The 20,732-nt window shown below is 38.8% G+C and carries 23 protein-coding genes; all 23 read right to left on the bottom strand.

Features of this window, described 5'->3' with window-relative positions; all coding sequences use genetic code 11:
• Window positions 1–340: 340 nt before the first annotated feature.
• Window positions 341–532 (bottom strand): hypothetical protein, encoded by a 192-nt coding sequence (locus IGI89_RS16585; protein WP_438735901.1) that lies wholly within the window; start codon window positions 530–532, stop codon window positions 341–343.
• A gap of 16 nt (window positions 533–548) precedes the next feature.
• A complete protein-coding gene (mobP2, locus tag IGI89_RS16580) occupies window positions 549–2,060 on the bottom strand; it encodes a MobP2 family relaxase (protein ID WP_438735900.1) in 1,512 nt (503 codons plus the stop codon).
• A gap of 17 nt (window positions 2,061–2,077) precedes the next feature.
• Window positions 2,078–2,350, bottom strand: a complete 273-nt coding sequence (locus tag IGI89_RS16575) for a hypothetical protein (RefSeq protein ID WP_081117345.1) — start codon at window positions 2,348–2,350, stop codon at window positions 2,078–2,080.
• A 253-nt stretch (window positions 2,351–2,603) separates the two neighbouring features.
• Window positions 2,604–3,041, bottom strand: coding sequence for a hypothetical protein (locus IGI89_RS16570; RefSeq protein WP_016612339.1), 438 nt, complete (start codon window positions 3,039–3,041; stop codon window positions 2,604–2,606).
• A gap of 6 nt (window positions 3,042–3,047) precedes the next feature.
• The gene (locus IGI89_RS16565; protein ID WP_438735898.1) at window positions 3,048–3,926 is read right to left on the bottom strand and encodes a hypothetical protein; all 879 of its coding nucleotides are present in this window, start codon (window positions 3,924–3,926) and stop codon (window positions 3,048–3,050) included.
• The gene (locus IGI89_RS16560) at window positions 3,926–4,162 is read right to left on the bottom strand and encodes a hypothetical protein (protein ID WP_185939694.1); all 237 of its coding nucleotides are present in this window, start codon (window positions 4,160–4,162) and stop codon (window positions 3,926–3,928) included. The genes IGI89_RS16565 and IGI89_RS16560 overlap by 1 nt, the downstream gene beginning before the upstream one ends.
• 356 nt (window positions 4,163–4,518) lie before the next feature.
• The gene (locus IGI89_RS16555) at window positions 4,519–5,184 is read right to left on the bottom strand and encodes a hypothetical protein (RefSeq protein WP_438735897.1); all 666 of its coding nucleotides are present in this window, start codon (window positions 5,182–5,184) and stop codon (window positions 4,519–4,521) included.
• Window positions 5,185–5,208: 24 nt separating this feature from the next.
• Entirely contained in the window at window positions 5,209–6,324 is a 1,116-nt protein-coding gene (locus IGI89_RS16550) for a lysozyme family protein (protein WP_438735896.1), read from the bottom strand.
• A 4-nt stretch (window positions 6,325–6,328) separates the two neighbouring features.
• Complete coding sequence (locus IGI89_RS16545) at window positions 6,329–8,254, bottom strand: VirB4 family type IV secretion system protein (RefSeq protein WP_221679009.1); 1,926 nt, start codon at window positions 8,252–8,254, stop codon at window positions 6,329–6,331.
• Window positions 8,255–8,271: 17 nt separating this feature from the next.
• Complete coding sequence (locus IGI89_RS16540) at window positions 8,272–8,841, bottom strand: hypothetical protein (protein ID WP_221679011.1); 570 nt, start codon at window positions 8,839–8,841, stop codon at window positions 8,272–8,274.
• A gap of 3 nt (window positions 8,842–8,844) precedes the next feature.
• A complete protein-coding gene (locus IGI89_RS16535) occupies window positions 8,845–9,153 on the bottom strand; it encodes a DUF5592 family protein (RefSeq protein ID WP_005230821.1) in 309 nt (102 codons plus the stop codon).
• Window positions 9,154–9,165: 12 nt separating this feature from the next.
• Window positions 9,166–9,615 carry a single-stranded DNA-binding protein gene (locus tag IGI89_RS16530; RefSeq protein ID WP_086373482.1) on the bottom strand — a complete coding sequence of 150 codons (450 nt, stop codon included), beginning with the start codon at window positions 9,613–9,615 and terminating at the stop codon, window positions 9,166–9,168.
• An 11-nt stretch (window positions 9,616–9,626) separates the two neighbouring features.
• Complete coding sequence (locus tag IGI89_RS16525) at window positions 9,627–12,038, bottom strand: pLS20_p028 family conjugation system transmembrane protein (protein WP_438735894.1); 2,412 nt, start codon at window positions 12,036–12,038, stop codon at window positions 9,627–9,629.
• Between the two features lie 61 nt (window positions 12,039–12,099).
• Window positions 12,100–12,588 (bottom strand): hypothetical protein, encoded by a 489-nt coding sequence (locus tag IGI89_RS16520; protein WP_413153880.1) that lies wholly within the window; start codon window positions 12,586–12,588, stop codon window positions 12,100–12,102.
• 44 nt (window positions 12,589–12,632) lie between these two features.
• Entirely contained in the window at window positions 12,633–15,263 is a 2,631-nt protein-coding gene (locus IGI89_RS16515) for a VirD4-like conjugal transfer protein, CD1115 family (RefSeq protein WP_438735893.1), read from the bottom strand.
• An 11-nt stretch (window positions 15,264–15,274) separates the two neighbouring features.
• Window positions 15,275–17,551, bottom strand: coding sequence for a hypothetical protein (locus IGI89_RS16510; protein ID WP_438735891.1), 2,277 nt, complete (start codon window positions 17,549–17,551; stop codon window positions 15,275–15,277).
• A 63-nt stretch (window positions 17,552–17,614) separates the two neighbouring features.
• Window positions 17,615–17,893, bottom strand: coding sequence for a TrbC/VirB2 family protein (locus IGI89_RS16505; RefSeq protein ID WP_010749184.1), 279 nt, complete (start codon window positions 17,891–17,893; stop codon window positions 17,615–17,617).
• Window positions 17,847–18,140 carry a DUF5415 family protein gene (locus IGI89_RS16500; protein WP_438735890.1) on the bottom strand — a complete coding sequence of 98 codons (294 nt, stop codon included), beginning with the start codon at window positions 18,138–18,140 and terminating at the stop codon, window positions 17,847–17,849. Before IGI89_RS16500 ends, IGI89_RS16505 begins: the two co-directional genes overlap by 47 nt.
• A 26-nt stretch (window positions 18,141–18,166) precedes the next feature.
• Window positions 18,167–18,577: a hypothetical protein gene (locus tag IGI89_RS16495; RefSeq protein WP_174129323.1), complete on the bottom strand. Its 411-nt coding sequence runs from the start codon at window positions 18,575–18,577 to the stop codon at window positions 18,167–18,169.
• A 12-nt stretch (window positions 18,578–18,589) separates the two neighbouring features.
• A complete protein-coding gene (locus tag IGI89_RS16490; RefSeq protein ID WP_005230806.1) occupies window positions 18,590–18,742 on the bottom strand; it encodes a hypothetical protein in 153 nt (50 codons plus the stop codon).
• A gap of 4 nt (window positions 18,743–18,746) precedes the next feature.
• Window positions 18,747–19,115 (bottom strand): hypothetical protein, encoded by a 369-nt coding sequence (locus tag IGI89_RS16485; protein WP_005230805.1) that lies wholly within the window; start codon window positions 19,113–19,115, stop codon window positions 18,747–18,749.
• Between the two features lie 12 nt (window positions 19,116–19,127).
• Complete coding sequence (locus IGI89_RS16480) at window positions 19,128–19,892, bottom strand: hypothetical protein (protein ID WP_438735889.1); 765 nt, start codon at window positions 19,890–19,892, stop codon at window positions 19,128–19,130.
• Entirely contained in the window at window positions 19,889–20,707 is an 819-nt protein-coding gene (locus tag IGI89_RS16475; RefSeq protein ID WP_438735888.1) for a hypothetical protein, read from the bottom strand. The genes IGI89_RS16480 and IGI89_RS16475 overlap by 4 nt, the downstream gene beginning before the upstream one ends.
• Window positions 20,708–20,732: the final 25 nt, after the last annotated feature.

Genomic DNA, 20,732 nt, shown 5'->3' with positions numbered 1-20,732 from the left:
TTATTAAACAGTTTGAAAGTAAAAACTATTCAAAGAAAGTGGGCGATAATAATGGGATTTTGGTATTTTTTAACGTTAGCTGTCGGTATAACTTTGTTGATCATAAGTGTTTCAAATAAAGAAGTTTCTAGATCAACCAAATTCGTAATAGCCTGTTTTGTTTTAGGGATCTTGTTAGTCATAGGTAGTCTACTTTTATTTTTACCAGGCAGCTCTTCGATTATTGAACAACTACTTCAACTAAATTAGCTTCGTTTATTAAAAGCCTACTTTCTAAAAAAAGAAAATCGGTTTTTATTTGTACTGGTCGAAAAAAATTTTTCTACAGCCGGTTTTGACTTTACTTTAGATCCAGCTGAACGATCAGCGGCTCCCCTTCTTGTGTTGCTTCCTCCAACATTAAAGAATAAACATCGGCATCTTCTTTCGTGATACGTACCTGTTGCGCACTCATTTCACCAGCACCCACTTCTTGAATACGCATCGTTTGGTTCTCTAGATCCACGCTATTGATAAAGTAATAATTTTCCATGACTTTCCTCTTCCTCCTAATTGAATAGGTCTGACTCTTGACTCATTTTTGCTTGTTCGATTTCACGCTGCAGCTTTTCAAAAGCTACTTTATTTTTGAATTGATCAAATTCATTGCTCGTCACCCGTTCCAGGTGTTTGACTTGATTTGTGACCGACCGACGATACTTGAATGATTCCTTAAATGGTTTGGTTCGCTCACTTGGATTTCTCTTTGGCGGTGATCGACTTTCATTCGTTTCTTTCCCCTTGAAGTACTCCTGTTTCATTCTATTGTATATTTCTTTGTTAGGGTTTTGTTTCCCTGATAGCGAAGATGGACGGAAAGGTTTGTCTTGTTGGGAAGAATCATTTTCCTTTTTCAGTTCTTGGAGGATACTGTTTCCTAATCGATAATATATGCCATCCGGCCCGTACATTCGGCCATCGTAAAATGATTTTTTCTCTTTGCTAGGATCTCCCTCACCATAAGTTGCTTTCTTGAATATGTCTTCCTCTTTTGCCAGCTGTTTGAATTCTTCAAAGTGGCCATTGTCTTTCATCAATGAATCAATCAGCTGGTTCATTGTTTCTCGACTTTCTGACGTTAGGTTTTTACTATTCCACTTGCTTTGATTCTCCGGCAGCTGCGCTTTTAATTCCTCAAGCAACAGAACACTTTCTTTTTTTGGCGCAGCCATTTCTGTTTTGATTTCACTACGAAGACCATTTCTCAAATCATTCAATCGTTCCAATTCGCTCGAACGATCAAAGATTAGATTCGCAAAAGTCGATTTCATTTTTTCTAATGTTTCATCGGAACGCTGGCCTTTTCTTTCATAGCGATTATGCTCTTTAACAAAAATCATTTCACGGGTAGGTTCAACTTCTGTCGTCGCAAAATGCACGTGAAAGTGACCTGTATTGTAATGGATCTCACCTACACTGATTGTTGATCGATTTAATTTTTCTTTCTCATAAAGGACGTTCATCATTTTTCTACCGGCCATGATCAACGGTTCCCTTTTTAATTCATTTGAATATGGATTGTAAATGCCTGCTTCAATCAATGCTTTTGTATCGAAAGACACCACATCTTGAAACAATACAGATTCATTTTTGTTCGCTCGATCGAATAATTCTTTGTATTGTTCAACTTCTTGTTGCGTCAAATCATCATTATTAAAATCAAACATCCCTGTATTCAGCGACCATATTTTTTCTTGCGTTTCTTTTTGCATGATCTCAATTTGCGCTTTTGATAAAGTCGAATAATCAGCAAGACGTTTGTTGATCTCACCTAATGATACTCTTTCTTCAGCTGTCAATTTTGATTGAGCGAGTAACGCATTTTTTCGATCCATATAATCCAAATAGCCTTCAAATGATTGACTAGGATCGTCATTCGTCATTGCTGTTTCAAAGTCAGAAAGATCTTTTTCTTGATACACTTTCTTATCTTCTCGACCCATATACTTTACATACTCAGAATCAAACGAAATAACAAAACTGCTCATTAAGTTTATATAAGAGCCAGCAGATTGTGCCATGTGATCACCTTGTTCATTTAAATGCCATCAGATTCAAATGCACGATACAAAAGCGCATTATTCGTGTCGACGTATTGTTGTAGAATGTGCTTAAAATCATCCAAACTATCTTTAATCGCATCAACTTCTCGATTATTCGTTAGGTCATTGATCATTTCATTTTGAAGAATCTGATTGATCACTTCGTTTCGAGTGACTTTCTTTCCTGTATTAAAGGTTTGTTTCTTAGCTCGCTGTTCGAGGTACGCAACCAACGGCTCATTTTCAACTATTAAAGTAAATCTTGGCATGAAAAAACCTCCAGCTATTTAATCATTTTGAATCTTATGAGTGCCTAAAAGAGTTAGAACAATGAAAGAGCATAAGGTGAACGCACCACTCTCATGGAGAGAGTGGGAAAATAGGCTGTGCCTATTGCGTTTCAAGACCTTTAGAGAAGTCACCACAACCCTTTTTTTAATGGCACTCAGCTACCACTACCGATGGCATCTAGGTGGTACTTTTTGTAAAAAGTGCCACCTAGATGCCACCATCAACCCTCAATTATTTTGGTAAATATTGGGAAACAATATCATTAAAATCACGTTCTTTTTTGACATCTTCTTGAACAGATTTGACCTTTTTCTTTTCTTCTTTCTTTGATTCGTCCTTCCTATTTTTAAAGCGATAGTTCTTATTTCGAACAACTTTCTTACTCATTGTGACTGCTTCTTGATAAACATCTGAAGAAAAAAGGTCTTGTATTTTGGTATGATCTTGCTCCAATTTTGCATTGGTCATAATCTCTAATAAAGACAAAGAATCCAATACTTTTTTTTCGAAATTTATTTCTTTTCTCACCCGATTAAGTAATTCAAGCAGCGCATATCGAATCATCGGACTGTCTTTAATATCCTCGTCAACGGGCAAATAGGTTTTTAATTCTTTCAAAGCATCTTCATGTTCCGTGTCTAAAAATACCGGAATTCGTTTCTTTGACATGCTATCTCACACACCTTTTTTGAGTTCGTCAATTTTCGATTCAATCAACTGAATCGTCTTTTCGATATCAGAAATTTTGGTTTTATTATCTGAAATGTTCCCTTTAAATGATTCAATCGTATTCTCCAAAGTGGTGATTGAATCTTCCGTTTTTGCTAACTGCTCTCCGACTTGATATTCTTTTTCTTCAGTGAAAGTAGCAATTTTTTCTCGTGTATTTTTGATTTCTTCGACAAGAGATTTGTTCTCTTCCTCAATCACTTTTCTGTTTAGCTGCTGTAATCGGATATCATTTTCAAGTCCGCTGATTTTCAATTCAGCTTGACTTAAAGTTGAAAGATCACTTTTAACGATCGTCGATTTTTCTTGGGATCCATACAGACTAAGCGCTGATTCATCGGAATCTTTTGATCGTTTATACGTAACATCAAACCGCAAAGCGCCGAATTCATCGTCGATATTTTGTGCTAAAAGAACAAAATAATTTTCAGAAACGGGAATTACTTCTACTTTTAACGGTGTATTGATATCTTCTTTTGTGACGACAATTGCCTTTGTAACTGGCTCTCCATCAGATACAAGATCGACTTCTGAATCGACATAAATATCCATTCGATAACTTTTACTAACTGGTGAATATTGTTTTTTTAGTACTGTGACCTCTCCTGCATCAAAAGGAATCGGCTTTTCAACTGACGATTCCGAATACGCATTTGCTGGTTTTGATAACACAGCTTGACCGATGATCGATAGAAATAAAAAACCAAAAGCCATTAATATTTTGGTGTATGTTTGTGTCTTCGTTCGAAAATGTTTTTGTTTTATTTTCGATTTCATTTCCTTTACTGAAGAAATAAAGTGAGAGATTTTTCCGAAAATAACCATCATTCATTCCCCTTTTTTAATTTGGTATTTGTTGCGATCAGCTCATAATGATCGATTTGATTCGAATCACTGACGTGAGCTGAAGCAACATAAACAAGGACTTGATTTGAATCCAATCCTTCATATTTGAGATCAAAAACGACGAAATAGGTTTGATCATCGTTCGTATAAACACGTAGATCTTCTACGCTCATTTTGGCATCTTCATTGTCCATATCCCCAATCGATTGCTTCATTTCTTGGTTATATTCGTCAGTAATCAACTTCTTTTCGTTCAATAGCGAGACACGATCTTTAAGAAATGGTTCATCTTTTGTGTTGAAATAGGTCGTCACAAAGTCTTGCACAACGGCACTTTTTTCATCCGTTGATTGATTTGTTTGTTCACTTTCAACGGTTTCTGATGCCTGATTTTCAGTAGGAACAACCGTGCTGCTATTGTCCGGCTCCGAATGGTTTTCTTCAATAGATTGTTCAATTTTGGTTTCTGAAACAGCTTCTGATTGTTTGCTTGAATGCCAGATAAAGAGTCCAAAAACTCCCCAGCTAGCTAATAAACCAAGTATTAAAATACCGCTCAATCGTTGATAACTCATGATCTCAACTCCTCATTTTTATTTTCTTCTTGAAAATATTCCATTCGATAAATACGTGGCTCATCTCCCATTTCAAATAGTATGCCATGACGCTTATAATGACCGATCAAATCTTCTTTCTCTGCTTCGTTATAAGATAGGAAGACGGCTTCTCTTTGTAGATCCTTCCATATTCGAATGACTATTTTTACAATACCTAGTCCTAAAACGAACAATAAGTATGCTGGTTGAATGATACAGGCCAAACAAAGCAACAAATAATTTACACCGCCAAACAAGAAAAAAATAAGCATATTATTTAGCACCCGAACATCCTTCAGCTTGTCTTTAGATAGAACTACAGTAAAGAAAACAGAGAAAATCATCAGTAATAAAACTAAAATTGTATAAATAAATACAATATTTTGATAGGTTACTTTTGTAATATGGCTACCCAAAATAGCATTTAGTTTACTAACTGGCAACGTGTAAATAGATAGATAGCACCCGACTAAAATGATATAGTCGATCAAAATAGATCCATTCCTCAGCCATTTGTACTTCTTAAGTTGTCGATAAAGGTCTGTTTTTTTTAGTTCTTCGAACCATTTGTTTTGGATTTTAATTTGTAAATGCTCTTCTTTCAGTTCATGTTTCCACTGTTTAAAAGCTTCTTTGATCATTTTGTTATGCTCCTTTGCTATAACTTATTTAGGTGTGCCATAGCCCATAATATACTGACTAGTCTTGCCGTAATTGCGCTCTTTCGTGCTGTCTCCTGAGTTTCCTTCCAGCGTATAGACAGTGCCGTTTGAGTAGCTTTTTACGATGCCCACATGGTCACTGATGCCATCTGCGTCCCAATCAAAGAAGATCACCCAACCATCTTTTGGTTCCACACCGACTGGCTGCCATTCATTTTTTTGTTTGAAATTTTGAATACCTGTTGGACAGTAAGCGAATTTTTCCATGTTCACATTTGCTTTTGCGGCCACATAGGAAACAAAGACTGCACACCATTCAACACGGCCACCATAGCCATACCATGACCAATATTTTTGTCCTCCAACATGCAAACCTTCATCGATTTCTGCTTGAGCGACTTTCGCCATATCACTGCTTCCACCAGGAAGACCGGAACTTTTCGGCGTTAGATATTGTTTAACGATCATGGCATAAAACATATTTCCATAGTCATAACGATAGGTATAACCGAGGTTTACCGCCACCGGATTCGTGTAGGTCACTTGTACGCCGTGAGCGTATTTATTCGAAAAAGCGATTGCTCGATTTAAGTCGTAATTGTTTGTCGAAAAGGACAAGAAACCAGGGCCAAAATTATAGGCCTGAATGAGATTTAACAAATCCATATCCTTATGTGCTTTAACCAAACTAGCGAAATACTTTACACCGACTTCAATGCTCGTATAAGGATCTGAGATCGTGTTAGGTGCATTTCCTTGTGACTCGCTGGACTGCATGACATCTGGATAACGAATGGCATTTCCTTGCGTCTCCGCTTCAATAATGCCAAGCAAGGGATTCACCATATCAGGGATCCCATTCTTCTCTGCTTCTTTTGTGACCTTATCTTTCCATTGCATTGTCATTTCTGAGACACTAATTCCGCCCCCCTCAATACCTCCATCAGTCGATGTTGTCTGAGAAGCACCACCGATAAAGATCACGAGAAGCAAGCTGGCTACCACAATAACAAGAGCAGTTAAAACAGCGGTTGAACTACCTAAAAAAGCAAGTAAGAGTTGGATTTTCTCCTTCTTACTTGCTTTTCCGGCCAACAATTTAATTATTTTCGATTTCATTTTATTAATGACCTCCTGCAAATCGTTTCAACTGTTCTTGATCAGGATCCGTTTTGATCTTGTAGTTGTTATTTCCTCCTAAATTGACGATTACTTCTCCTTGTTCGAGTAATGCCAGGTCTTCATACTGTCCATCAGTCAACAGGTTTCCCATTGCTTTTTTCATTGTTTCACTGACTGAAGCATCCAGCTGTAGAAAGAATTTCGCATTACATAATTCAAAGACTTGTTTGATTTTTGAAATGTAATCATCAGAAGACGTTTCAGGTAATAGCTCTTGTGGTGATTGGGTCGCAAAGAAAGCACCGGCCGAAAACTTCCGCATTTCTTTTAAAAATTTGACGACTTGTTTAACAACAAATACCGTATCAGGACTTAGGATCTCTTGACATTCATCCAAGAAAAAGGCAAAGAATCGAACTTCATCAGGAGTAATATCGCCATTCTCCAAAGCAATTTTTTGTTTGCGGCCATTTTTAAGTGCCTGGTTCCAAACGATATTCATAGCGGTGTAAAGCATACATTTATAGACTTCATCGTCAAAGTGACCGATCGTTTCAATATCAAAGAAAAGGACATCTTCTTCATCAATATTCCGAAACGTGCTACGTCCATTGAAGATCGATCCATATTGTTCGCACATTGACGTGATCACCGTTTGAAAGTTTTCCATTTCCACCATTTTGACGTCCGTCACACGATCCTTATAGCCGCTTTCCACAAATTGATCAACGAAATGCTTGAATTCACCAACTGTGGGATATCTTGAAGGATCCAATCCAATGATATGGATATCTTTTTGATTCTGTGTATAGTTTTCAGGTAATAGACCGTAAGAGATATAAAAATCATCCATGATCTTACCGAAATCGAGAATATCTACTGAACGCATAGCGGGATTTAAGAAGCGCACTTTGTTAAAAAAAGTTGCTCTATGCTGCAAGTAACTGTTCAGTTCATCAATCACTTTTCCGCTAGCATCTGTGATTGTGGCAAGTGGTTCCATCGGATTTAACATACCTTCTTTTCCAGATAGATCATATATTTTCCCGTTTTGCGACTGGATCAATTTATACCAATCTCGATTTTTCTCAAACCCTCGAATGATCGTCCGCTTGCCATATAACATTTCTTCCAAAAGCTTCAGTAACGTCGATTTCCCCATACCAGGTTTCCCAAGAGTCATGGAACTAAACGATTTTCTAAGTGCAGTGATCGCATACGGATTGTAGATAAATGACCCGCCTGTGTCTGTTTTCCCAATATAGCCACCACCCGTATCATTTAAAAATTGGTGATTAAAGGGATAACCGCCACCGATCGCAGAACTTGGCACGGTTATGCCCTCCTTACTGCCTGGTTCATTTTGTTGTTCAGAATAACTTTGAAAGAAAGCTAGCCATTCTTGGGCTTGTTTGCCAATATACGAAACAGATTTATAGCCCATGGCTTTGAGCGAACGTCTAAGATCACCCACTTCTTTTTCAAGTTCTTCTTGTGTATCTGCAGTCACATAGATACGTATATCGACCATTTTACTGACTTCGTCGCCTTGATTGATTTCATTTGCGTAACGTTCCAGAGAACGAAACTCATTGACTGCTTCATTTCGTTGGGTACGGGTTCGGTTTTCTTCTGCTTGTGAGTCTAATTCACGCATAGCTTTGTCAATATCGCTTAAAATGACTTCTTTGTCGATCGGGGCAAGATCGAATTTTGTGATTGTTTTTGGGTTATTCATAATTGTGGTCAACCAAAATGGCGCTGGCCGTTTGGCTAGTTGATAGATGTGAAGGCAAGCATAGGTACCGTCACCTGCGACCATTCGGTCTTCAGGAAACGTAATGCCGCCTTGAGGTTGGATTTTTTCGATGAAACTGAGGTCAAAGCCTTCTTTAACAAGTGTTTGAATTTCTTTTTCATTTAACATAATTTTTATCCTCCAGACTAAATCGGGGTATTCAGGTTATTTAATTTAATTAAGATCTGCTCAATTTGTTTCGGCGGAATATCCTTGATTCCTAGATTGGATCCGCCTGCTCGTTTTAGAATCGTTTTGGAAAGGTTCAGCTCCTTCTCTGTTTTTCCATAAACAATAAAGTAGAATTCTAAATTTGATAGTTCTTGTTCGACCCACACCAAACGGCTGATCTGTTCTCGAATGATTCTTGCTCGAACGGTGTTTCTTTCTTCCCTTGCCAGCTGCAGCTGTCGGTTCCAATAGACAAGATTGTCATCGATATTTGTAGGAAACATCATCGATAAAATACTCATTTCTTCTTCGTAGATCCGCAACATATTCTCAAAATGTCGCATAGCCTGATATTGCTCGCTGGCACTGAGCCCGTTGATATTTCTTGTCGTGACTTTCAAAAAAGAGAGGTACCGACCATTTTTTTTGACCACGTTTCCTCTGATCATTTTTTTGATTGGTACCAATTCTTGAATAGAAGGGTTCTCCCCTTTAGTGCGCTTTCGTCCTATTGATCGGAAACTTTGAACTTGTTTTGCGGCCATGCCTTACCCTCTCCTTTTTTTATAGCTTTGTACTTCATACACATTTCGATCCATTACGATCAAGCAATAGATCGTATACAAATTTCTTCTGTTGCCGTTTGACGCAGGCTTTGCACATAGAAACAAGCCTAGAAAAAAGAAAACAATGCCTAATAAGATCGACGTCACAAGAGAAAAATGCAGATACCCTTGTAAATACAAAAGGAACATCGAGGGGCCAAATACGATCAGAAGATCCAAGATATACAAAGATTTATACTTTAGTTCTTGTTTAATACTTCGTTGAATTACGATATTGTGGTATTTATCCATGTTTTTCCTCCTCTATTGGTACCAATCTGCTTCGTCATAACTGGTTGGAATATGTTCTACCGCTTGACGGTACTCATTTAAAGCCATTTCTTCTGCTGGCTGACCTTCAGATAGATGCTTTCGCCGACGATCGGTCACCTCTTTGGTTTCTAACAAGTTGTAGCTTTGTACGATATCTTCAGACACGTAACACCGTTCCCCTGACTGATTTTCATACGGTCGGACTTGGACTCTGGCCACAAAGGACACATGAGATCCTCGACACGTCATTTCAACAAAGGACTTTGCGATCGTGCCATATAGCACACATAAAAAGGAATCTGATTGATAGTCAGATTCCTTTTTTGTCTTGAAGTTTCGTTTTGATATTAACAAGACACGTGTATAACACGTGCCACGTTCCGTTTTCTTTAAGATGGGACTTTCAGCCAGTCGGCCTTCAATACAATGGACATTTAACACGAGATCTCCTCCTAAATATAATCATCGGCATTTACTTTATTCATGGATTGATAGATATCATAGTAATCATTTTCTGGTGTCACACTCGACTCTTTCAAGTATTTGGTGGCCAATTCTTTTGGTGTAGAAAGCTCCTTCGTTTTTGATTCAACCGTTGGAATATGATACGTTGGTGCCGTTGATTTTTCTGCAGGTTTCTGGCTAGTCACCGATCGATGGTTCGTTGGTTGTCCTGGTTGTTTGATCGAACCTGATTTTGGCTCACTACGTCTAGCAGGTATCACCGTTGATCGATCAATTCCTCTACTTGGTGATTGTTTCACCATTTGAGTGCCAGCAGTAGCAGACGTTTGATTGCTTCGTTGTACGATCGCTGCTGTAGAAGGACTCACACTTGTAGTCCGTTCAAATGCCACAGAAGCTCCTTCAGGCGCTTGTTCACTCGATTGAACAGATTGACCAGCCACTACAGCAGAAGTGCCGTAAGACGCTTCTGGTGTTGCTCGTTTCACTTCCTGATCGTTAGCTCTCTGAGTGTTAGTCGGATTTCCTTCAGATGCACTCGGATTGTTTGACTGTTGCATATTGTTGTTCTGATTGACTTTGTCAGTCGCTGCTTGTATTGCGGCTTTTCTACTTGGCGTATGGATCGGCGGAATGGTCGTTCGTTGGATTTTTTGCGAAGCGGCCGTTTTCCCCGTTGCCAAACCATTCGCACGATTGCCGTTGATAGGATCGATCGGTGATTCGGTTCGATTGCCACTTTCACCCATATGTTTCAACGCTTCAGCTGAAACATTGCCAATGCTTTTTCCATCTGGTTCTTTTCCTTGAGAAACAGTGCTGGAAGAAGCAGAAGCGTTCATTGGTTGATACGTTGTTTCTGGTGAAAGATTGGTTCCTGAAGGCACCTCTCCATTAGCAGAAACCTGATCCTTATCTTGAACCGATGGACTTATCTGATCATTTGGAACCGCTGATCGATTCGATCCTTGCGTTTGTGTCACCGGCTCTTGTTGGTCATTCATGCCAAACGTTTGGCGCATGTTGGCCGCAAATTCCTGCACACTGCTTCTAGAAGAGCCATTGTTTCCTGGAACCGTTGAGCGACTTTGAATCGATTTGTCATTGTTGCTTTCATGTACCCCGTTATTGACCCGCATCCGATTGATTGCATTGCCAGCATGTTCTTTGATACTTTTTCCTGCTTTGATTCCGGCTTTTGCCGTACTTACTCCTGCGCTGGCAGCTGCCGCAGTACCCGACTTCGCAGCTTTCGCCGCAACGACCGTACCGACCATGGCTTGCCATCCGGAACGAACCCCGATATCTAAGCCCAAGAATTTCCCAAAGAAGTTCGGCCCATCGATCGTGATCCGAACCCCGACGATGCATAAGATTAAGTAAGCCAAAAAGCCAAGATGCAAAGTACCGATATACGAAAAATACAGCTTGAAAATACTCAAGCTGAACCCTGTTAACATGATCGATAGTAAACTGCTTCCGATATCTAAAAAGATTTTCTTCGCACGTTGACCGGTCTCGATATCTGATACAGAAAGTACCGGAAACATCAGTTTCGCAAAAATCAATTCAAGCAACGAAGAAGCGATAATAAACGCCGAACAAATAAACGCAAAAGACACGGTCACTAATGATAACGTGATCGTGCCTGTTTTGTAGGTAAAGCGATATTTCCCATCGTCAAAAAAGCTAAAGGTACCATTTTTTATCTTTTCAGATGTAATATTCCCTTCTTCATCTGTTTTTAGTTTATATTCCAAATACGATACATCATCTTTATTATAGGCTTTTTCTTTCATGTCCTTCAGGCTATCTGGGGTAATTATTTCAGTTAAGTCGGTCGATTGGAATCCTTTTTCTGATAAATTATTCTTTGGTGTTCCTGCCTGCCCGTTCAACCGTCCAAATCCTTTTTTTGATGCATACTGCAGATCCGCTAAATTCTCTTTGACGATACTATAGGACAAAGTGCTTGTTTCACCGCCATCTAGTGTTTTTGTTTGTCCATAGACTTTTTCGGCCAACTCGACACTGGACGTGATCATGCCAGGAAGTTGAATGCCCAAACAAACGATCAAAGCTGCCCGAAACAAGCCAGCTTGTAAATTGACTCGTTCATTTAAAATGAATTTATAGGCCAAGACAATGATCATAATGACCAGTACCGTTCCGGATAAGATCCGCATACTGGTGTAAATCTTACCGATTGTATCGTTTTCTAAAAAACCAAATACCTTAAATACTTGATCAAGTATATCTTCCACGCCCGAAGCCATGGTGTACAATCCTTTGATCCAACTACTGCTGATCCATTTAAATACATAACCTAATAAATTCGCATCATGGATCCATTCACTATACTTTTGTAAAAATTCCGTTGCTTTTTCCGTGATTCTCACCTTCCAATCATAAAAAAAGAAGACCCAATATCGAGTCTCCCTTTGCTATTAATCATTACAGTTATTTTTCTTCATAGATTGAAATGAAATACATCGGATCCTCTTCATAAATGGCTTTCACTTCTTTTATTGTTGAATCAGCTTGGGCATAATTTTTTGATACTGGCACAAAGGCATATCCTTCATGTTCTTGATCGTAAAACGCTTTGAACTCAGTAGTATCAGAATATCCACCCAGCAATTCAAATATTGCCTTTCCTTCAGCATTTTCTATATGGTATTGATATAGCCCATCTCCTTCTTTCTCTACAGAGTAATCCAACTCTTCATAAATGCCGCCTTTTATGCTATAGGCATTTACTTTGCCCTCAGAGCTTTTTTCAATCGTAAACCTTGGCTGATCTAAAGGCGAATTGGCTAAATAATAGACTTGATTTCCTTCAAAAAGATCCGCAAGCTTGGCTTCAGGTGAATTCGAACACCCACTTAAAAGAAATACAGTTCCCACTACCAAAAAAATCCCGAAAACACTCGTTTTTAAACGCTTCACAGTAACCCCTCTTTTTCTATTCATTTGATTTTAGTATAGCACGTCTACTCTGTATCTAATCGGACTAAATTAGAAATATCTTTATAGTATGGCTTGTTTAAATAGAAATTCGCCAGTTGTAAAAACGCACACCGCTCTTCTTCTTTAAAAAGTGGTTTAAGATCTTCAGTTACCGCTTGTTTCAAAAAGTCGATTAAATCAATTCTTTGTGATTCCTCCGGATCCTCGACAATCGAAACTTTGATAATTTCTCGATAGTTTTCCAAATCTTTTGTATCAAACCGTTTGAGGACTGATGCAAAGGTTTCTTCATCGATCTGTAACAGTTCCTCTTCTGACTGAAGGCCTTCTTCCAGAGACAAGAGCAACGATCGGTTGATTGATTCTGAGATCAAATCATCAACGTCGATTGCGTTTGCTGCTAAATCAAAGGTTTTATGTTCAGAGGGAATGTTAAAGTCTTCAATCGATCGATTTGGATCAAAATATTCTGACAGATATTCATAACGAAATGGCATCGATGTTTCTTTCGTAGAAAAGATAGAGTACGATCGGATTTTTTGTCGCTTATTATTTTCTCGATGCAAGCGTAAGACCACCATTTCTCCCATCATAAGCGTAGATAATTTATACGGGGTAAGTATTCGTTGAGAGCCGACATTAGTTTGTTTACTCGTATCAAGAGAAAGTGGATCCTGTTCACCAGTCGAATGTTTTTCTACCGTTTTCTCACCAACTCGTTTCGATATTTCTTCGTGTGTATCCGTATCTAAGCTCATGATATACAAATGGTTTTGACAATTTTCTTTGATGATTTTCGCCGTATCGTTCCCATACACAGAGCCTAATTGCGCATAGCTTTGTAAAAAGAGATCAAACAAAATATTTCGCCCTAAACAAACGGTCACAATGTTATCCATACTTTCAATGGCTGGCATGTTCCCAAATTCGTCCAGGATGAAATGGACTCGCCGGAAGCACTTGCCACCTCTCGTATTTCCAGCATTTTGTGCCAGTGTTGTATACAGCTGTTTGACAAACATGGAAGAAATGACGTTTTTGGACGGATCATAATCCGGCGTGATCATGAACACAGCGATCGGCTTTTCTGTGTAGAAAAGTTCACATTGCTTCAACTCGTCTAAATCACCGCTGATTCGATTTAATTCGCCATCTTTTTCCAATAAAGTGATCAAATAGGTCACTTTTTTATCTTGGAAAACCACTTCTAATTGATCGCCAGAGTGTAAATTCAAATTAAAGTTGAGATCCACCACACCAGCCATATTCGGACGGATCGTTTCAATTTCTAGTAATTGTCCTTTTCTCAGGAAGCGAACTTTCATAATTTTGTCATACATCGATCGATCAAATTGGAAGAACAACGACTTAGGAAAACCCACCGACTTCAGCCGAAAACTATTTTTTGACGTCATCTTGGCAATCGCTTCAAATCCTTGGAAAATCGTTAAATTATCCAGGACGGCACTTTGAATTGGCCCTTTATTCTTCGAATCCATAGAAGAAAAAGAAGAGTATTGTGCTTTGGCAATATGCCCTTGCGGCAAACGCTCAAAGTAGAGATCGAGTTGTGTGTACTCTTTTTTCGTGACCCGATCAATGACTTTTCGATTCGTCATTTCAATGATCCACTGTGCCACATTGTACATTGTGATCTTTCCTAAATCGTTTTTTTCCAAATAATAGTCGATTAGGGCTAAGATCACGCCGTTTAACAGCTTCTGCGCACCGCTATAGACCCATTTGTTCTGGCCGGCGTTTGGGTCGTTGAACAAGGCATAAGTGAATTGATCCACCAACATCTGCGCAGAAGAAGAATCCCCTCTTACGTAAGCATCAATGATCAGCTGCAGCGGATTATAACTCATAGATTGATCAGGTGTTTCTAAGTTCAGTACTTGTACTTCATAGCCCCTTTCTTCTAATGTTTCTTTTGATCCTTTGTAGAGTTCGCCTTTCGGATCATTAAAAATCAACGAACTCTGTTCCTCCGCTCGACTCAATATATCTGTAAACGGAAAAACGATCGATTCACCCTTACCGGATCGACTTGTCCCTAGAATGATTGAATTGACTGTATTGCGATCGATATAAAATTCTTTCATGTAATGTGTAATAGGAATGCCGCCGATCCCTTCAAACCGTTCTTTCAAATCTGGAACAGCCGGATATTGCTCTTTGATCTCTTGGATCGTTGTCAATCGAGCATCTCCTTCTTGCCCATAACTCAAAGAATCAAATTTTCGAGTCAGTTTTTTAAAGACAATCCAAGAAAAAGAGAAACTCAAAGGCAACGTGATAAGCAGCTGCTTATTCGTTCCTACATGAATAAACAAGGAACGGGCAAAATAAGGAAACGTCTTGAACATCTTTCCAGCCGTTGAAAAGTCTTGGTTAATCGAAAGTGTAAAAGCTTTGCCAAGAATCGGCAGAAATGAAACGATAAAATTGATCAGATAGTTGCTCATAAAATAAACTAAGAGGAAGGCACTGAAAAAGCCAAGAAACGCTATTGGCGCATGACGCTTCTGTTCTTCAGCGAGTCCTTCTCCTTTTATCGAATAACCCCTTCCGATAAAAAGGGCTAATTTTTTCAGACCGAAAACAGAAAATAATCGGTAGAAAAAGGAGCGTCTCTTACTTCGTACTCGCATAGATGCTCACCTTATTCCAATACCGATTTTGCTTCTTTCGGCTTGTCCTGTAACAAGTAAGCAGAAGCGATCTGTTGCTTTTGACCCATGGTTAAATCCTTTTTCAACGCATCTGAAAGCTCTTGGTAGATTGACGTAATGGCCTTTTGATCTTGTTGTAGAATGGCCAGATCCAATAAACCATAATCAGATTCGCCTAGCTTTGTTAACTGCTTTAAGGTGTCTGTGTCCTCTTTTTCAAAGACGACTTGAACCACGTGGTCAATATTTTCAGGATATTCTTTAGCCGCTTCAATATACTTGCCAGCACTGATTTGATCATCATAAGAAGGAACCACTGGTTCCGTTGATTCGAAACTTGCATAAGAATTTTCTGTTTGAACAGCTGCAGATACAGTTGTTTGATTTGAATCTTGTTGGGCTATTGCATGAACATAGCCGCCAAATCCTGCCACCGCAAGTAAAACCGCACCACTTAAAGTGATTTTTTTCCATAAAGATGGTTTCCCAGCTGCTTGTTGTACGGCACTTGGCTGTGTTGGCGCTGCCTGTAAAGGCGTGCCTTGTTGTTGCTGTTGGATAAATGCCATCAGCTGTTGTTGTGTCGCCAAGTTTTCAGCCCCTCTTCGGGTCTGATCATCGATCAGTTTTGCGAGAAATTGCGAGATTTCCATTTCTTTTTGTTGATTTTGTTGCTTCGTCGATTCAACATTCTGCACGGCTTGATCTTTTAGGGACAATTCTTTTTCTTTTATAGCCAATTCACGATCACGTTGCGCAAGTACGGTTTTTTCTCGTAACTCTTGTTCATGGATCCGACGTTGCTCTTCAAAGATAGGCTGTGATTCAATCAGTTTTGATTTCATGGACTGTAAGTACTGCAGTTCTTGATCCGTGACTTGTTGCACTGATTCGACCAGGATCGTGCTTAACTCTTCGAGTTGACTGTTCTTACGCTCAATCAATCGGCTGTACTGTGACTTATGAGCTTTTTCTTCATAAGAAGCAGTGATTTTTTCTTCTTCTTGTTCGATTGCTTCTTGTCTCATTTGATCGAATTGTGCCGCTTTTTCCTGTTTGTCTGCCTGCAATTTGACATCGATTTGATAAAGCTCGTCTTGATGGCGCTTATTCAATCGTTCCAGTTCTTCTTGTTGGCGCTTTTGGATCCTCGCTTTATCAAGCGCTAATTGATTCTCTAAAGAAGTGAACGCTGCTTCGATCTTATCAGTAAATTCTTCACTTAGAATTGCTTTTTTAGCAGCTAATTCCGCAAGACATTCTTCAGAACCATCGTTTGCAGTAATTTCTTGATAAGCGATCGTCAGCTTTTTGATCAATTTGTTCTCTACGTCATTTTTTAATTTATATAAGCTTGAGATCAACTGTTTGTAGAACGTTGGATTGTATTGTGTTCGGATAAATTCTTTCTTTCTCTCACTGATAAAATCATTTTTATCGGCTAAACCAAAATACATGATCAATTCTTGCGTCTGACGATCCAGCTTTGCTTCTAGTTTAGCGATCAGAGATTCGATAGGACTAAAAATCGGTTGTGTCGTTAGATCCAAATAGGCGTCCAACGGTGGAATAACGACACCTGGAATCGATCCTTTGACTGTAGAAGGAACAATATCGCCCTGAGAAGCTTGTGCTTGTGAACTAAGAATTTCTTCTTTTTCCATTTCCAGATCTTCAAGAGGAACTCCATCTTCTTCCTCTACGGTTTCGTAATCAGGGACATAGTTGTCTTCGGGCAACTCCAAAGCTTCTTCTACAAAATTCTCTGAAGGTGATTCTTCAATCAGTGGTACGGCTGCTTGTTGTTTTTTCGGTAATACACGAGAAAGTAAATTTTCCGCAACCTCCGGCAATTTCACTTCTGGCAAGGACAAGCCGCCAAGAAACGAGGGTTTTGTTTCGTTGACTTCTTCTTCGACAGGTTCAAATGGCTGATCGAACTCGATTAAAAGATCATTTTCCAATTCCTCAAACTGTTCTTTTTGGCTTCCCTTTAAGTTTCTAAGCTCCTGAATAATATCCTCGTCAATCAGTAGGTCTAAAGGCACATCTTTTGATAAGGGAAGAGTGAACTCCCAATAGTCTTTTGTTCCTTCTATACGATGGATCTCTAAAGTCATCTTATGATCCAGCGGCCCAACATCTGCTTGAACCTGGTAAAAAAGTTCTCTCGCTTCTGGAAGAGAATACTTCTTTTTCAGGGTCAATCGCTTCGTAGCTTTGATTTCTTTTGGTAATTTTGTAAAACGCAAAATATAATTTCCCATGGTTCTCTCCTTTAGAAAAAAGATGGAAAGTTTTATTTCTTCCCATCTTTTAAACGTTTGATATTAGAATTTTTTACCAATCCCTTGGAAGTACGTTGCTAATGAAACAGCTGACATGATCACGATCATCCCAACTGCCACACGAAACCAGATGCTTTTTGCGACGTCTGCTTTTCGATCGGAACTCATGAACATGATGCCAGCTACGATCGTCGTAATAACAGCCACGGGAAACGATAGTCTTTGTAAAGCTGAATAAATCGTTGTTCCTGCCTTGTCTAATTCACTGACCCAATCATTCGTTGGTAGCGTTAGTAGTGCTAGTTGTAGTTTCATTAACATGCTTATTTCCTCCATTTTTCACTTGGTTTTTATCTGATACAAGGGCATTGATTTTTGAAAGCACGTAAGATTCGCATTGCTTTTCAATCGTTGATTCTTCCCATTCCTTGTCTTTTCCTTCAAGAATGGCCATTTTTTTATCTCGTAAATGATCATTCGTCCATTCCTTAAAGGTAATACCTTCTTGAGAAAGTAATTCTTTTGCGGCTTCTACAAATGGTGAAGCCGTAGATTTTTTCCCTGCCATATGCTTCTTCCTTCCTGGCTAATTGACTATCTAAAAAAAGAAAAACCTCTCGATTTTTTCGAGTAGGTTCGCTTTTGCCTTGGTTCCATTTCCGGCAATGCTTTGCGTTCTTCGTTGAATTGCCGATTGATTTCCATATAAACTTTTGCACCATCCACGGTATCTGATTGCAGCGTTAAAAATTGTCCTTGTAAAATATCAAGCAGTTGAATGGCCGATTGCGTAGGATCTATTTTCAACTCTTCTACCGCAAATTCCTGCCGTTCATTTTCAATAATCACTGACAACGTCGTGGTCTCCGTTAAAGAACGTTGCAGCTGTTCTAACACTTGTTGAGCTTGAAAGATACCGTGGATCGCTTTTCTGTTCAATACACGGTATTTTCGAGACAATTTCTTGTCTACATTCGAAAAATGAACCCGATATTGTCCTGTCACTTGATCACCCCCTTACATTCGGATATTTCCTTGTTCCCACAGTTGTTGCCAGTAGCCTTGAATTGTTTCTTGGTAGGTCAAGAATAGTTTAATAATCAAACAACATACACCCACAGTAATAGCGATCCGGAAAAGCTTAATGAGGATCTTTCCGATTGATTTCATGTACTCACCTCACTTGAGAGGGAGCTTGTCCCGTGATTCCAAGCTTGATCGCTACCGAATTTGGTAAAAAAGTTACTGGATAAGTAGCTTTTATGGTGTAGTCAACAACTTCGCCAAACTCAACCTTTTTCCCAAGATCTGGACTTTCAACAGTGTACCAGCCATGATATTGCTTGTTTGAGTAATCTTTTAATTCCGAAACGGCTTCAGATGTTAAGCCACCCTTGCGTTCGATTTGGTAATTGACTTGTTGACGATACGTCGTGATTGTTTGAATCTGATAACCAAAAACAAAAACGCCACACAAAATAATGATTGAAAAACATAAGAAAAACGCACTGATAATCTCGCCGAATTCGTCCTCTGCTCCCATAAGCACCCTCCTTTAAAAATAGATAAATAGTTTACCCAGCTGGAATAAAACGATTGATATGCCGTTTCCTAGCAAGAAAATCACAATGACTAACATGATTTTAATGAACAAACCAGAAAAACGCCGCAATTTATACTCAATAATTTGATCGATGCCTTCCATCGTTTCATTCATAGCGATTTTAGCCAATCGATCAATCACACGAAGATCTTTGACTCCTTGATCCAGATCAGCAAGTGTGATCATAAATAATATACTGCTATCTGTTTCAGACATCTGCTTAGCAAAGTTTTCATAAGGCATATAACTTTCTGGATATTGCGTAATATCCAGCATCAAATTCTGCAAGATCTTCTTATCAATTTCATTGGGGATACGGGGCAATAACCGTTCTAAAATGGAACGTACATTGATTCCCCCTTTACTTTGCTTTAGCAATGGGACTAGTAATTTTTCAAAATCTGAAAATTGGACTTGACGTTCAAATCGAAATTGGTAGTAGGTCGTAGTAATTCGGTTTAACTTTAACCAGTAAACCAAAGAAATAAATAAACAACCTACAAGCATCATTTGCCAGCCAAGCAACACACTTAGGAGTAAAAAGGATGAAAAAAAGAAAAGTAGTAACAATACCAATCGTTTCGACCACTTTTCTATATCCCCTGTGCTATTATTCATTAATATTAGGTAATCAAATTGCTTTTTAGGCAATATTTGAGAAAAAAATGCACGCTTTGGTGCTGCTTCAGATTGTTTAATACGAACAGTTAGTTTCATTTTCTTATTCGCACCTCCAATTCTGTGACTGAATCATCAAAGTAATCTTTAAAAAATTTTTTAAAGATTATGAAAAATGACACGGAACATATCGTAGCAACAGCATACCCAATGATATGATGAGAAAATCCTTGAATATATTGATCCAAATTTCCATTCATCATATAGGATGCCCCATGCATGAGTAGGATCAGTAATAAGAAGGCAATCGTCATGATTTTTACGCCTGACAAGAAACCATCCTTTATTTTCCGAAACTCATTCATTTTTTCTAATACTTTATTGTGATAAGTCAAAATTTCTTGTAGCACTTCGACATTTTCTTTTCCTTCTTGAAGGATTGTTTCCAACTGATCCAAGTACTGACCAAAAAATAAATCGGCAGAATAACGCTCTCCTAATTCCTTCAAAAGAGCGGAAACTCTTTGTGGATCTGACCCAACGTTTAGCGCAGCGATTAATTGTGTCAATTCTCTAGCCAGCTCACCATCAAGCCGTTTAACCACTAACTGAAGGGATTGATCAACCGTACGAGTTTGATCTTCCATGACTTGCGTCATTAGCGTCAAAAATTTATTTCTAGCCAAAAATGATTGTGTCTCATAGCGTCTTTCTACCGTCATAGGTAATATGATTCGATAGCCCAGGTAGCCGCCAGCAAGTGCCGCAATCACCACAGCCCACCACAGATAGGTCATTAGAAAAACTAAGCCACCAATGATAAAAGCAGGATAACCGATAAGAAGAATCAAATCCTTCCCAGAGAGACGCTCACCATACGCACTATTTAAGGCATGGAGTTCATCTAAATTCACACGATTTGACTGCTTTGTTTGAAGT

Origin of the sequence: Enterococcus sp. AZ141 (genome assembly GCF_051714385.1) — a bacterium.
Taxonomy (GTDB): domain Bacteria; phylum Bacillota; class Bacilli; order Lactobacillales; family Enterococcaceae; genus Enterococcus_D; species Enterococcus_D entomosocium.
This window is presented reverse-complemented; position numbering and strand designations above follow the sequence as displayed.